This is a genomic window from Sphingomonas sp., assembly GCF_031361285.1.
GTDB lineage: Bacteria > Pseudomonadota > Alphaproteobacteria > Sphingomonadales > Sphingomonadaceae > Sphingomicrobium.
The window spans coordinates 1-14,624 of sequence record NZ_JANMCO010000157.1 but is presented as its reverse complement, the minus strand read 5'-3'; the positions used below and the strand labels follow the sequence as shown (position 1 = coordinate 14,624).

Annotated in this window: 13 protein-coding genes and 1 tRNA gene; 10 read left to right on the top strand and 4 right to left on the bottom strand. The window is 64.0% G+C overall.

From position 1 onward, the window contains the following. From RMO25_RS12865 to RMO25_RS12820, 10 genes are all read left to right on the top strand, one after another. Positions 1-636 (top strand): methyltransferase domain-containing protein (locus RMO25_RS12865; RefSeq protein ID WP_309663000.1); only part of this gene is annotated, 636 nt, incomplete at its 5' end. A gap of 57 nt (positions 637-693) precedes the next feature. Further along, on the top strand, positions 694-1,800 hold the full coding sequence (locus RMO25_RS12860; protein ID WP_309662999.1) for an S-(hydroxymethyl)glutathione dehydrogenase/class III alcohol dehydrogenase: 1,107 nt from the start codon (positions 694-696) through the stop codon (positions 1,798-1,800). Between the two features lie 39 nt (positions 1,801-1,839). Beyond that, the gene (locus tag RMO25_RS12855; protein WP_309662998.1) at positions 1,840-2,211 is read left to right on the top strand and encodes a cupin domain-containing protein; all 372 of its coding nucleotides are present in this window, start codon (positions 1,840-1,842) and stop codon (positions 2,209-2,211) included. A gap of 12 nt (positions 2,212-2,223) precedes the next feature. Beyond that, positions 2,224-2,607, top strand: coding sequence for a VOC family protein (locus RMO25_RS12850; protein WP_309662997.1), 384 nt, complete (start codon positions 2,224-2,226; stop codon positions 2,605-2,607). A 2-nt stretch (positions 2,608-2,609) separates the two neighbouring features. After that, positions 2,610-3,443, top strand: a complete 834-nt coding sequence (gene fghA, locus RMO25_RS12845) for an S-formylglutathione hydrolase (RefSeq protein ID WP_309663001.1) — start codon at positions 2,610-2,612, stop codon at positions 3,441-3,443. Then, the gene (locus RMO25_RS12840; RefSeq protein WP_309662996.1) at positions 3,424-4,686 is read left to right on the top strand and encodes a DUF4010 domain-containing protein; all 1,263 of its coding nucleotides are present in this window, start codon (positions 3,424-3,426) and stop codon (positions 4,684-4,686) included. The genes fghA and RMO25_RS12840 overlap by 20 nt, the downstream gene beginning before the upstream one ends. Next, positions 4,671-5,132: a pyridoxamine 5'-phosphate oxidase family protein gene (locus tag RMO25_RS12835; RefSeq protein WP_309662995.1), complete on the top strand. Its 462-nt coding sequence runs from the start codon at positions 4,671-4,673 to the stop codon at positions 5,130-5,132. Before RMO25_RS12840 ends, RMO25_RS12835 begins: the two co-directional genes overlap by 16 nt. An 818-nt stretch (positions 5,133-5,950) precedes the next feature. After that, positions 5,951-7,183: a TolC family protein gene (locus RMO25_RS12830; RefSeq protein WP_309662994.1), complete on the top strand. Its 1,233-nt coding sequence runs from the start codon at positions 5,951-5,953 to the stop codon at positions 7,181-7,183. Continuing rightward, positions 7,183-8,418 carry an efflux RND transporter periplasmic adaptor subunit gene (locus RMO25_RS12825; RefSeq protein ID WP_309662993.1) on the top strand — a complete coding sequence of 412 codons (1,236 nt, stop codon included), beginning with the start codon at positions 7,183-7,185 and terminating at the stop codon, positions 8,416-8,418. Before RMO25_RS12830 ends, RMO25_RS12825 begins: the two co-directional genes overlap by 1 nt. Further along, a complete protein-coding gene (locus RMO25_RS12820; protein ID WP_309662992.1) occupies positions 8,415-11,537 on the top strand; it encodes an efflux RND transporter permease subunit in 3,123 nt (1,040 codons plus the stop codon). Before RMO25_RS12825 ends, RMO25_RS12820 begins: the two co-directional genes overlap by 4 nt. A gap of 111 nt (positions 11,538-11,648) precedes the next feature. Here RMO25_RS12820 and RMO25_RS12815 read toward each other — a convergent pair whose 3' ends face one another. The 4 genes from RMO25_RS12815 to glpX all read right to left on the bottom strand — a co-directional run. Beyond that, on the bottom strand, positions 11,649-11,780 hold the full coding sequence (locus tag RMO25_RS12815) for a hypothetical protein (RefSeq protein ID WP_309662991.1): 132 nt from the start codon (positions 11,778-11,780) through the stop codon (positions 11,649-11,651). Between the two features lie 160 nt (positions 11,781-11,940). Next, a tRNA-Glu gene (locus RMO25_RS12810) sits at positions 11,941-12,016 on the bottom strand. 54 nt (positions 12,017-12,070) lie between these two features. Then, on the bottom strand, positions 12,071-13,828 hold the full coding sequence (gene recJ / locus RMO25_RS12805) for a single-stranded-DNA-specific exonuclease RecJ (protein ID WP_309662990.1): 1,758 nt from the start codon (positions 13,826-13,828) through the stop codon (positions 12,071-12,073). Between the two features lie 37 nt (positions 13,829-13,865). Further along, the coding region (glpX, locus tag RMO25_RS12800; RefSeq protein WP_309662989.1) for a class II fructose-bisphosphatase at positions 13,866-14,624 on the bottom strand (759 nt) is incomplete at its 5' end.

Here is a 14,624-nt window from a genome sequence, read left to right as displayed (position 1 = left end):
GGGGTGGACATCGCCGCCAATCTTGTTGCCGCCGGCAACCGTCGGGCCGAAGCGGCTGGCCTCAGCAACATCAAATTCGAGGAAGGCGATGCGAGTAGCCTCGAATCGATCGAAGACGGCAAGTTCGACCGCGTGGTCAGCGTCTTCGGCGCCATGTTCGCCCCAAATCCGGACAAGGTCGCAAGCGAGATGGTGCGCGTCACCAAGCCCGGCGGGCAGATCGTGATGGGCAACTGGATTCCGGGTGATCCAACTTTGGTGGCGCAGATCCTCAAGACCAGCGCCGCCTTCACCCCGCCGCCGCCCGAGGGTTTCGTCAGCCCGATGTTGTGGGGGCAGGAGGACAAGGTTCGCGAACGCTTCGCCAAGGCTGGCATCGCGGGCGAAGCACTGACCGTCGAACGCGACAGCTTCGTGTTCCGGCATGATGGCCCGCCCGCCGAATTGGTCGATCGCTTCACGCAATATTACGGGCCGACGATGAATGCGCTCGATGCCGCCGAGCAGAGTGGACGGGCGGATGAATTATGCCGCGAGCTGGGGCAATTGTTCGAGGCTCAAAACCAGAGCGGCGATCCGGGTCGGACCGAAATTCCCGCGACCTTCCTGCGCGTTACCGCGACCAAGCCGGATTGAGGTCTTGGCCACGGCGGCGCGTCATGCCACATCGCTCGACCTGATCGGGGAGCGAATATGAAAAGCCGTGCTGCCGTTGCGTTCGAAGCCAAGCGCCCTCTGGAGATTGTCGAAGTCGATCTGGAGGGTTCCAAGGCTGGCGAGGTGCTGGTCGAAATCATGGCGACAGGGATTTGCCACACCGACGCCTACACGCTTGATGGACTCGATAGCGAAGGATTGTTCCCGTCGATCCTGGGCCATGAGGGTGCCGGCATCGTCCGCGAAATCGGACCCGGCGTAACCAGCGTCAAACCCGGCGACCATGTCATTCCGCTCTACACACCCGAATGCGGCCAGTGCAAAAGTTGCCTGTCGGGCAAGACCAACCTGTGCACCGCGATCCGCGCCACCCAGGGCAAGGGCGTGATGCCCGACGGGACGTCACGCTTCAGCCATAAAGGCGCGACGATCTTCCATTATATGGGCTGCTCGACATTCTCGAACTTCACGGTGTTGCCCGAGATCGCGGTGGCGAAGATCCGCGACGACGCGCCGTTCGACAAGGCCTGCTACATCGGCTGCGGCGTCACCACCGGGGTCGGCGCGGTGACCAAGACGGCCAAGGTCCAGCCGGGCGACAATGTCGTCGTGTTCGGGCTGGGCGGGATCGGCCTCAATGTCATCCAGGGTGCGCGGCTGGCCGGCGCGGCGCGAATCGTCGGGGTCGACATCAATCCGTCCAAGGAGGCGTGGGGCCGACAGTTCGGCATGACCGACTTCGTCAATCCCAAGGACACGCCCGATGTCGTCGCGCATTTGGTCGCGATGCTCGATGGCGGCGCCGACTACAGCTTCGACTGCACCGGCAACACCGATGTCATGAGGCAAGCGCTTGAATGCTGCCACCGCGGCTGGGGCACCAGCATCATCATTGGCGTAGCCGAAGCCGGCAAGGAAATCGCCACACGGCCATTCCAGCTGGTCACCGGGCGCAATTGGCGCGGGACCGCGTTCGGCGGCGCCAAGGGCCGCACCGATGTGCCGACGATTGTCGACATGTATATGGACGGCAAGATCGCCATCGACCCGATGATCACTCACGTCCTCAAGCTTGAGGATATCAACCAGGGTTTCGACCTGATGCACGCCGGAACAAGTATCCGCGCGGTCGTTGTTTATTAAATCGGCTGGGGAGCTGTGTCATGAATAAGGAGACATTGCATGACCGAACACCGTGCCCCGACCAAGATCAACCTGGCCGCCAAGCTGGATGAGTTCACCGAACATTGGGCACCGAAGATTGTCGCCCGCTATAACGACAATGAAGTCCGACTGGTGAAGACGGAAGGGGAATGGATCTGGCACCAGCATGACGAGACCGACGAGTTGTTCCTGATCCTGGAAGGCGAGTTCGACATGGACTTTCGCGACGGGACGGTGACGGTCAAGCCGGGCGAGCTGCTAATCGTGCCGCGCGGCACCGAGCATCGGCCGGCGGCGCGGCGGGGAGAAGTCAAATTGCTGCTGATCGATCCCAACGACACGCCGAATACCGGCGACAAGGCCACCGCGACGCAAGCGGTCGAACTTTAGGAAGGAAGAAGCATGTTCAGTCACATAATGGTCGGTTCCAACGACATTGAGAAGTCGCAGGGTTTTTACGATGCAGTGTTCGCGGCAATTGGCGCCAAGCCCGGGCGGCGCGACGACAAAGGGGTCAATTACGCGCATCAAGGCGCATTGCTGATGGTCCGACCGCCGCTGAACGGCCAGGCGGCGACCAATGCCAATGGTGCGACCGTCGGCTTCACCATCGACAGCCCGGAACAGGTCGATGCCTGGCACGCGGCCGGGGTTTCGGCCGGTGGCACGTCGGTCGAAGATCCTCCGGGCATTCGCCAGGGGACCTTCGGGCCGCTGTATCTGGCCTACTTACGCGATCCCGACGGCAACAAGCTGTGCGCCTTGCACCGGATGCCGGTTGAGTGACGATCGAGGTCGTCAGCGAAGCTAAGTCTCACGGCGGGCGGCAATTCGTCGTCCGCCATGCTTCGCGCGCGACCTCGACCGCCATGACCTTTTCCATCTTCCTGCCACCGCAAGCGGATGGCGGCGCGAAGCTGCCGGTCGTGTGGTACCTGTCGGGCCTCACCTGCACTCACGCCAACGTCACCGACAAGGGTGAGTATCGCGCCGCTTGTGCCGATCTCGGGCTGATTTTCGTCGCGCCCGATACCAGCCCGCGCGGCGACGATGCGCCCGACGCCGAGGCGTGGGATTTCGGCCAGGGCGCGGGCTTTTACGTCGATGCGACCGAGGATCCGTGGGCGGCCAATTACCGGATGTGGACCTACGTCACCGACGAGCTGCCAGAACTGGTCGCAGCGGAATTTCCCATAGCCTTGGGGCGGCAGGGGATCACCGGCCATTCGATGGGCGGGCATGGCGCGCTAACCGTCGCGCTCAACCATCCCAACCGGTTCAAAAGCGTTTCAGCCTTCGCGCCAATCGTCGCGCCGAGCCAGGTGCCTTGGGGGCAGAAGGCGCTCGCCGGCTATCTCGGCGACGACCGCACCACCTGGGAAACCCACGACGCCGTTGCGCTGATCGAGGGCGGCGCGCGTTTACCCGAGCTGTTGGTCGACATCGGCGACGCTGACCCGTTCCTTGACACCGAGCTTCGCCCCGAGCTTCTCGAACAGGCGTGTGCGAGCGCCGGCATCCCGCTCCAGCTCAACCGCCGCCCGGGCTATGATCACAGTTATTATTTTATTTCGACCTTCATGACCGATCATCTGCGCTGGCATGCCGACCGCCTCGCCTGACTGGATCAGCCAGGCGCTGGCCGTCGGCACGGCGCTGGCCTGCGGCCTGTTGATCGGCATCGAACGCGGCTGGAAGCTCAAGGAGCAGAAAGCCGGGACGCGAGTCGCCGGCGTGCGGACATTTTCGATGTTGGGGCTCGGCGGCGGCATCGCCGGGCTGATCGGGTCGCTCGGCCAGCCGTTGGTTGCGGCAGCACTCGTCATTGGTGCGGTGTTGATCATGGTGATCGCTTATACACCAGAGTTGAAGCGTCACCACGATTCGACCAGCGCGGTTGCGGCGCTGGCCACCATCGCCATCGCCTTTCTCGCCGGTAACGGCAGCGCCGGCCTGGCGATCGCCTGCGCCGCAGTAGCGGTCGCGCTGCTCGCCTTGCGGACCGAGCTGCATGGATTCGTCGACCGGCTCGAGGCTGACGACGTCAAAGCCTTGGCGCGCTACGCCGTGATCGCCGGCGCGGTGCTGCCGTTCCTCCCCAACGGACGCTATGGCCCGTACGGGGCCTGGAACCCGCAAAAACTGTGGCTGATCGTGGTCCTCGTCACCGGCTTTTCGTTCCTCGGCTATGTCGCCAATCGCCTGTTTGGAGCGCGCCGCGGGACGATCGCCACGGCGCTGATCGGCGGCGCTTACAGCTCGACCGCCGTTACCCAGTCGCTCGCCCAGCGGCTCGGGAGCAAGCGGCCCGGCGGCGCCGAACCGGCCGGCATCGCGCTTGCCAGCGCGGTGATGTACGTGCGCGTCATCCTGCTCGTCGCGATCCTTTCGACGCGGGTGCTGGTCGATTTCGTCATCCTTATCGCGCCCGCGCTGCTGGTTGGTGCGGTCGCCGGTTATTGGCTCTATCGCAAGGCGCCGAGCCAGGCAGGGCCGACGCCGCCGGGCAATCCGATCGCCATCCTGCCGGCGCTCGGTTTCCTCGCGTTCGTTGCGATCGCCGCGGTGGCGGCACGCTGGGCGGAGGGGCGGTTCGGCGAGAGCGGTATCGCCGGGCTCATCCTGATCACCGGCACCATGGACGTCGACACCGCGATCATTACCTTGGGCGGCCTCAGCCCGACGGCGATTTCGGCGCCCTTGGCTGCCGTGGCGCTGGCCGGCACGGTGCTCGCCAACATGACCGTCAAGCTTGGCATCACGCTCGCTTATGCGCGGTCGAAGGGTATTTCTGCCGCTTTGGCGCTTGGCGCCAGCATGGTCGCGCTGGCAATCACCATCGCTGTGGCGTGGACGCGGCTTTAACTCAGGAGGTTTCAGTGGAAGACCAAGCAGCCCGAATCTTGGATGCGCGCAGGGTCATGGCGATTTCGACCGTGCGGCCGGATGGCTGGCCGCAAACGACGATCGTCGGTTATGCCAATGACGGCCTGACCATCTATTTCATCATTTTCCGGTCGAGCCAGAAGTTTGCCAACATCCAGCATGACGATCGCATCTCGATCGCGGTCGGCGAGGAGCCCCGGGACCTGCGCCACCTGGAAGCGGTCTATGCCGGAGCGCATGTGTTCGAGGTGACGGACCTCAAGCAAGCGGAGCATGCGTGGCGGCTGTTGACCCACCGCCACCCCAACCTCACCCAATTTGAGGTCCCGGACAAAGCGGAAACGGCGCTGATGTGCGCCAATTGCAAACATGTTTCGGTGCTGGATTACAGCCAGGGTATCGCGGGCCAGAAAACGATCTGGTGACGCAGCCAGTGTCGAGCTAACCGGTCTCCGCAATTCCCTGCTTACAGGGATCTTGCTGGGAATGAGCGCACTTTCGGGCCTCCGACGGGCTCGTTTGCTCGCGATAAAGTGCAGATTGCCGACGTTTCTGTGGCAAAATTCCCGTGGCGCCGAGCAGGGAAATCTTTCTGTCGGGCAGGGAATGGACCGCCAAGCGTCCGTGCGTGTCTGGCCCCGATGAGCCCGGATTGACATCCTTCAGTGACTCTCAACCTAGTCCGGTTTCGACCCATTGCGGACATTAGCACGTCGCCGCCAAGGCTGTTACCTGCACGTCGGGGAGGCCCCGGTTAATTGACATTCAGCCTATCGAAGCTAGGTTTTGCGGCATGATCAGGCTCATCCTATCGTGCCTCGTTGCAATGTCGCTGATTGGAAGCGCGCCGGCTATCGCCGCGATGACGTCGCCGCAATCAGTTGAGGACTGCGAGATGGCAGGCGGGGTCCCTAATCCTACAGCCGATCATTCCAAGATGGCCTGCTGCACCAACGATTGCACCGTGATGGGAATGGCGGCTGTGGTGCAACCTGACAGCGACGTAGTCGTGCTTGCGAAGTCCACTAAGCCACTGCTGGATGCGCCATCTTTGAAAGCATTGGATTCTCTCGGCTGGGCGACAGTCGACCCGCCTCCGCGCCTCCGGTCCTCCTAATGCGATAACGCCGCCGCGCTCGTGGCCGGCGTGTCCGCCAACAATTCAGAATCGCACCCGCTCGCTGTGCGCGGCGGGGCCTGTTGTTGGCCATAAGCGCACTATCGGACCACGGAGAGAGGCCACATGAAAGCGGTATTCTTGGCAGCAGCGACGATCGCGATTGCGATGCCTGGGAATGTTCAGGCGCGGGCGATGACCTTATCTCAAGCGCTGGAGGAAGCGTCGAAGGATGCGCCGAGCATCGCCGCTCGAACTGCGCAGACTGAGGCTGCGCGATTGACGGCAATTGCGTCCGACAGATTGCCGGACCCCAAGCTTGAGGTCGGTATCCAGGATTTTCCAGTGACCGGCCCGAACGCCGGCAGCTTCACCCGTGACAACTTCACCATGCTCAAGGTCGGCGTCAGCCAGGAGTTTCCCAATTCCGCCAAGCGCCGCGCACGATTGGGCCGCGCTCGTGCGGACATTGGCGCAGCGCAAGCCGCGGAAGTGGTCGAGGCCCGCGATGTCAAAGTGCAGGCGGCGCTCGCCTGGATCGACCTTTATTTTGCTGAGCGGCGGTTGGCGACGCTGAAGATTCTGGATGACAGCATTGATGATATCCAGGGGACAGTTGCCGCCCGACTGACGTCCGGCAGCGCGCGTCCTGCACAGGCGCTCCAACCCCAACAGCTCAAGGCGGAAGTCGGGGACCGGCGCTCAGATCTCGTTGCTCAGGCTAGCAAGTCCCGCGCGGAGCTGATTCGGTGGACCGGCGATCCGGCGCCCGAAGTAGCTGGCGCGCCGCCCGACTGGACGATCATTCCGGCACTATTGTGGGCTAACATCGATGCGCTGCCGTCGCTTGTTGCGCTGGACGCCGCGACGGCGCGGGCCGAAGCCGACGTTCGATTGGCCCGCGCGGAGAAGCGACCCAACTGGGAAGTGAGCACAAGCTACGGCCATCGCGATCCGAGCTACGGCGACCTGGCATCGGTGGCAGTTAAAATTGACTTGCCGTTCTTTTCCGGGCGACGGCAGGACCCGATCATCGCTGCTCGGGCGAGTGGAGCCGAAAGCGCTCGGCTGGAGCGGGAGGCAGCGCGACGCCAAGCGATCGCAACGCTTCAAGCGGACCTTGCCGATCACGCCATGCATCACGACCGTTTCATGCGAGCCCGCGACGTCCTCGTGCCGCTTGCCAAGAAGCGCGCCGAACTCGATCGGGTCGGCTACGCTGCAAATACGGTTGATCTCGGTACCGCGCTCGACAGCACCTACGAACTGGCCAAGGTCGAGCTCGATGCGCTCGACCGCGAGGCCACGGTGGTCCGCGACGGCATCCGCATCAACCTGACCTATGGGAGTGACCGTTGATGATCGACATCGGGGATCGGACAACGCGCGCCCGGATCGGCGTTGCACTCGCGGCGTTGGCGCTGACGGCAGGCGGGGTCGGCTTTTACTTCGGCAGCGCCGGCAACGACAGCATTCCTGCCCAAGCGCAGAGCCAGGACAGTCGCAAGGTCCTCTACTGGTATGACCCGATGGTCCCACAGGAGAAGTATGACCAGCCGGGCTTGTCCTCGATGGGCATGCAGACCATCCCCAAATATGCCGACGAGAGCGGGCAACAGGCCGGCGTTCGGGTTGATCCGGCCGCAATCCAAAGCCTCGGCATGCGCGTCGTTACTGCGCAAGCCGGGCTAATCGGAAGCGCGCTCGACGTTACTGGCACGATCGACTTCGATCAGCGCCATGTGGCGATCATCCAGGCACGATCCGGTGGCTTCGTGCAGCGGGTCTACAACCGCGCACCCGGCGACTTGGTGCGCGCCGGCGCCCCAATCGCCGACCTGCTGATTCCCGAATGGGGCGGGGCGCAGCAGGAGTTTCTCGCGATTCGCCGTCTCGGAGATCAAAGGCTCACCGCTGCGTCGAAGCAACGGATGCGCCTGCTAGGCATGTCGGACAGCGTCATCGCGCGGGTCGGGCGGACCGGAGGAACCAACGGAGTGGTGACGCTGACGACCCCCATCGGCGGCGCGATCCAGGAACTGAACGTGCGGTCGGGGATGACGTTAAGCGCCGGACAAACTCTCGCCCAGGTAATGGGCATCGAAACGGTGTGGTTGAATGCCGCGGTCCCCGAGGCGCGAGCAGGTGAAGTGCGGGTTGGGCAGACCGCCACGGCCGATGTCGCCGCATTCCCAGGAGCGCCCTTCTCGGGCCATGTTGAGGCGATCCTGCCGACCGCCGACGCGGCAAGCCGGACGATCACCGTGCGGATTGCGCTGCCCAACTTTGGCCTTCACCTGCGGCCCGGAATGTTTGCGACGGTGCATCTCGGCCAGAATGCGCACTCGGCGCTGCTCGTGCCGACCGAAGCGGTGATTCGGACCGGCAAACGCACCTTGGTGATGCTCGCTCAATCCGGCGCGCGCTTCCGGCCGGCTGAAGTGCAGATCGGGCGCGAATCCAACGGACGGACGGAGATTCTCGCCGGTCTTAGCCCTGGGGAAAAGGTGGTGGCATCGGGCCAGTTCCTGCTCGATTCAGAAGCCAGCCTGACGGGTATTCCTGCGCGTCCGATTTCCGGCGATCCCAAATGATCGCTCGGATCATCAAGGCCTCGGTTCGCGCCCGGTTTCTGGTCCTCCTTGCCGCGCTCGTGCTGGTCGCGGTCGGCATCGTCGCGCTGCGGTCGACGCCGGTCGATGCGCTGCCCGACCTCTCGGACGTGCAGGTGATCGTCCGCACAACCTATCCCGGTCAGGCGCCGCGGATCGTCGAGGATCAGGTCACCTATCCGCTGGCGACGACCATGCTTTCGGTGCCCGGCGCGCGGGTCGTTCGCGGTTACTCGTTCGAAGGCGACAGCTTCGTCTATGTGATCTTCGAGGACGGGACCGACCTTTACTGGGCTCGCTCCCGCGTGCTCGAATATCTCAGCCAGGTGCAGAGTCGACTGCCACCGGGCGCGACGGCATCGCTTGGCCCCGATGCGACCGGCGTGGGCTGGATCTACGAATATGCGTTGGTCGACCGCACCGGCCGCCATGACCTGTCGCAACTGCGCAGCATTCAAGACTGGTTTCTGCGCTACGAGCTCAAGAGCGTTCCCGGCGTCGCCGAGGTCGCGAGCGTCGGCGGAATGGTCAAGGAATATCAGATTCTCCCCGATCCACAGAAGCTCGCCGCTTATGGAGTGACGCAACAGGTGCTGGTCGAGGCGATCCAACGCGCCAATCAGGAAACCGGCGGTTCAGTGCTCGAAATGGCAGAACGCGAATATATCGTTCGGGCGAGCGGCTACCTCATTTCCACGGACGATTTTCTGACGATCCCATTGAAGACTGCCGCCGGCGGCGTGCCAGTGCGGCTGGGCGATGTGGCGACGGTCCAGATCGGCCCGGAAATGCGGCGCGGCATCGCCGAGCTCAACGGACAAGGCGAGGTTGCCGGCGGCATCGTCGTTCTTCGCCAGGGCAAGAATGCGCGGCAAGTGATCGACGGTGTTCGCACCAAGCTCGACGAGCTCAAGAAGAGCCTGCCTGCGGGTGTCGAGATCGTCACCACCTACGATCGTTCAGGGCTGATCGACCGCGCCGTCGAGAATCTCAAAGGCAAGCTTCTCGAGGAGTTCATCATCGTCGCGCTCGTCTGCGCACTGTTCCTTTGGCACGCCCGGTCGGCGCTGATTGCCATACTGACGCTGCCTCTAGGCATCCTCTTTGCCTTCAGCGTCATGCGCCTTCAGGGCGTGAACGCCAACATCATGTCGCTTGGCGGAATCGCCATCGCGATCGGCGCGATGGTCGATGCTTCCGTGGTTATGATCGAGAACGCCCATAAGCATCTTGAGCGATGGGCGAACGAGCATCCGGGACAGATCCTTGAAGGCCCCGCGCGCTGGCACGAAATCACGACCGCGGCGGTCGAGGTCGGCCCAGCGCTCTTTCTCAGCTTGTTGATCATCACCTTCTCGTTCATCCCGATCTTCTCGCTCCAAGGGCAAGAAGGGCGGTTGTTCGCACCGCTCGCCTTCACCAAGACCTATGCGATGGCGGGTGCGGCGATCCTGTCGATCACGCTCATCCCCGTGCTCATGGGCTGGCTGATCAAGGGCAAAATCCCGCCCGAAGACGCCAATCCGATCAACCGCTGGCTGACTCATCTTTACCGGCCTGCAATCGATTGGGTGATCGCCAGGCCGAAGAAAACGCTGCTGATCGCGGGGCTCATATTCGCGACCAGCCTGTGGCCGATCAGCCAAATGGGCGGCGAGTTCATGCCCCAGATGAACGAAGGCGACTTGCTTTACATGCCTTCAGCCCTGCCCGAAATCTCCTCGGCCAAAGCGGCGCAGCTCCTGCAGGTGACGGACCGGATGATCAAGACCGTGCCCGAAGTCGAAAGTGTGTTCGGAAAGGCAGGCCGCGCCGACACCGCAACCGACCCTGCTCCCCTTGAAATGTTCGAGACGATCATCCGCTTCAAGCCGAAGAGTGAATGGCGACCGGGCATGACCCAGGACAAGCTGGTCGATGAGCTCGACCGGCGGGTAAAGGTACCGGGCCTCGCCAACTTCTGGATCCCACCGATCCGCAACCGCATTGACATGTTGTCGACCGGCATCAAGAGCCCGATCGGAATCAAGGTCGCCGGCTCGAACCTTGCCGACATCGACCGAACGGCCCACCAGATCGAGCTGGTTGCAAAGACGGTTCCCGGCGTCAGCTCGGCACTCGCCGAACGGCTGACCGGCGGACGTTACATTGACGTGATGATCAACCGTGCCGCTGCCGCGCGCTACGGTCTCAACGTCGCCGATGTTCAATCAGTTGTGTCAGGTGCCGTTGGCGGCGCGACGATCGGTCAAACGGTTGAGGGACTCGCCCGCTACTCCATATCCGTGCGTTATCCGCGCGAGATTCGCGACAGCATCGGGGATTTGAACAACCTCCCAATCGTCACGCCGTCTCTCCAGCAGATCACACTTGGTGCGGTTGCCGACATTCGCGTGAGCGAAGGGCCGCCGATGCTGCGCAGCGAAAACGGCCGGCCAGTCACCTGGATCTATATCGACGGCCGCGGGTGGGCCTTGACGACCATTGTCGGCGATCTGCAGCGCGCCGTCGCGCAGAAGGTCAAGCTGCCACCCGGCATCAGCGTCGTTTACACTGGGCAGTTCGAATTCCTGCAGCGGGCCGAGGCGCGCCTGAAGATCGTCATCCCCGTCACCTTGCTGATCATCTTCCTGTTGCTTTACGCAACCTTCCGGCGCCTCGATGAAGCGGCGTTGATCATGGGGACGCTACCCTTCGCACTCACCGGCGGGCTGTGGTTGCTTTATCTCCTCGGCTACAATCAGTCGGTCGCGACGGGCGTCGGATTTATCGCCCTCGCGGGTGTTTCGGCCGAGTTCGGAGTCGTCATGCTGATCTACCTGAAACATGCGCTCGCCGAGCGCGGCCAGGACCCTGGGCCAATGCAGGTGGAGCAAGCCGTGCGCGAAGGTGCGCTCCTCAGGGTTCGACCAAAGGCAATGACCGTTGCCGTTATTCTCGGCGGCCTTTTCCCGATCCTGATTGGCACCGGTACCGGATCCGAAGTGATGAGCCGCATCGCCGCGCCGATGGTTGGCGGGATGCTGACCGCGCCGTTACTATCAATGTTGGTTATACCTGCGGCCTATCTGCTCATGCGCGGCCGCGCGCCCCGGAATTGATCGCGACTTAATGACCGCTTTCCACCCACTCCTGGCGTCCAGGTTAGACCCAAAGCGGACATTAGCGGCCGCTGCCATTCTCGGGCCATGGCAAATGGTCCGACGGCAAGCCTAAGCGACTGGGTCTTCGACCCGGAGCATCGCCAGTGCGGCGAGCATCATGACGACCGCGGCGGCGAGCATCGTCCAGATTGGTTTATCCGGGAAAAAGGCCTTCATCACCGAACCCATGACTGTCGCCACCAGCAATTGGGGGATGACGAAGAAATAGCAACTCGTTGAAACCGTGTCCTTTTCTCTGTCTGGGGCTTGGACACTTACGCCGCCATTATATGGCGGAAACCCGCCAAACCGTCTAAGATATATCGAACAAAAAACACAATATTCTAAGTTACTTAGGCAGTGGTGACCCCAACGGGAATCGAACCCGTGTTTTCGCCGTGAAAGGGCGACGTCCTAGACCGCTAGACGATGGGGCCGTGAAGCGGCTCGCCGGTTAGGCGAGGCGCCCCTTAGGGTCAAGCAACCCGGGGTCAAGCGCGCGCCGCATCCTCGAGGTGCATCTCGGCCGCATTGCCGCCGTTCCACTCGTCGCGCTTGATCGTCCCGGCTAGCCACCATTTTGTGTCGCCGGGAGAAGCGAGCAACGCCTGGCCGAGTTCGGTCGCGGCGCTCCTGAAGGCGATCCACTTGAAGCTCTTGCCATCTTCGCCGCACGCCAGGCCGCGGACATGGCCTTCGCCGACGATCCCGGTCTTGATCAGCCGCACCGGCCCGGCCGCCACCCTAGGCGCTGGCCAGCCGGCACCGTAGGGACCGGCAGCGTCGAGCGCGTCGCACAATGTGGCCGCGACTCCGCCCGGCGCTACCAGCGCGTCGAGCAGCAGCGCCCGCCCGCCGCGCGCGGTTTCGATGTCGGTCGCCAGGCGTTCGCGGAGGAACGCACGCAGTGGCTCAAGCCCACCGGCGGGCAGTGTCAGCCCCGCCGCCATCGCGTGGCCGCCGCCAGCGATCAGCAAGCCGCTGTCCTTGGCGGCCAGCACCGCCGCGCCCAGGTCAACGCCGCTGATCGAGCGCCCGGAGCCCTTGCCGGTGCCGTCCTCGGTTTCGGCAATGACGATCGCCGGGCGGCCGAAGCGTTCCTTGAGGCGACCGGCAACGATGCCGATCACGCCCTGGTGCCAGCCAGAGCTCATGACCAGGATGACTGGCGCGTCGGCCTGGCCCTGCGCCTGGTCCGTCGCCTGCTCGCTGACCAGCATTTCGATCGCGCGGCGTTCCTCGTTCAAGCGGTCGAGTTCGGCGGCAATGGTCCGCGCTTCCTCGGGGTCGGTCGCGGTCAGCAGGCGCACGCCAAGGTCGGATTTACCGACCCGTCCGCCGGCGTTGATCCGCGGCCCGAGCGCGAAGCCGAGGTCGCGGGCGCTCGGCGGTTTGACCAGCCGGGCCGCCTCGGCCAGCGCCGACAGGCCAATATTCTGCCGCCCCGCCATGATCTTGAGGCCCTGGGTCACGAAGGCACGATTGAGGGTCTTCAGCCGGGCGACATCGGCGACGGTGCCGAGCGCGACCAGGTCGAGCAGGTCCATGATCCTGGGCTCGAGCCGGTCGCCGACGAACCGGCCGCGACCGCGCAGCTCGCGCAGCAGCGCCACTCCGAGCAGGAACGCCATGCCGACCGCCGCCAGATGGCCGTGGCTCGCGCCCAACTCGCTCTCGTCGAGGCGGTTGGGGTTGATCATCGCGAATGCGACCGGGAGCTGGCTCGCGCACTGGTGATGGTCAACGACGATCACATCGAGGCCGGCGGTTTTGGCCTCGTCGAGCGCCTCGAATGCCTGCGCCCCGCAGTCGACCGTGATCGCCAGGCTAGCGCCGCGCTGCTTCAATTCGACCAAGGCTTTGCCGGATGGCCCGTAGCCCTCCATCAGCCGGTCGGGGATGTAGGTCATCGGGTCCGCGCCGAGGCGGCGTAGCAGCAGCACCAGCACCGCCGCGCTGGTCGCGCCATCGACATCATAGTCGCCGAAGATGGCGATGGATTCGCCCGCCTCGAGGGCGTCGGCGAGCCGTTTCGCGCCCTTGTCCATGTCCTGGAACACCGACGGGTCAGGGAGGAAATCGCGAATCGTCGGGACGCGGTGGCGGGCCAGGTCGGCGCGCTCGACGCCGCGGGCCAGCAGCAATTCGTCGATCAGCGCATCCGGTGCCAAACCGGGCTCGGTCCCCGAACGGCGCCAGCGCCACGGCTGGCCGCTGACCGACCGTTCGATATCGAGCGCAAATCCCATGCCGCGACTGTAGGCCCGGGCGGGCGCGGGTCCAGCGCTAGCGGTGATGTTCGGCGGTCACGCGGCGCACGGTGCCCGAGCTGGCGCGCATGACGATGCTCTCGGTGGTGATGCAATCCTTGCGGACGTGCACGCCGGCGAGCAGCGAGCCGTCGGTCACGCCAGTGGCAGCGAAGATGCAGTCGCCTTTGGCCATATCCTCGATGGCGTAGATGCGGTCGAGGTCGTCGATCTCCCAGCGGCGGGCGCGGGCGACCTCATCGTCGTTGCGGAACAACAGCCGCCCCTGAATCTGCCCGCCGACGCAGCGCAGCGCCGATGCCGCCAGCACGCCTTCGGGCGCGCCGCCGGTGCCCATATAGACGTCGATGCCGGTCTCCGGGTTGGCGACGGCGATCACGCCGGCAACATCGCCGTCGGGGATTAGCTGGATGCCGCAGCCAAGCCCGCGAAGCTCGGTTATCAGCTCGGCGTGACGCGACCGGTCAAGGACGCAGACGACGATCTCCGACGGTTCGACGCCTTTGGCTTTCGCCACCGAGCGGATATTATCGGATGGCGATTTGGCCAGGTCGATCGTGCCGCCGGCATAGCCCGGCCCAATCGCCAATTTGTCCATGTAGACGTCGGGCGCATTGAGCAGGCAGCCCTGCTCGGCGATGGCCAGCACGGCGAGGGCATTGGGGCCGCCCTTGGCGGTGATCGTCGTGCCTTCCAGCGGGTCGAGCGCGATGTCGATCCTGGGGCCGGACCCCTGCGCGCTGCCGACCCGCTCACCGATGAACAGCATCGGCGC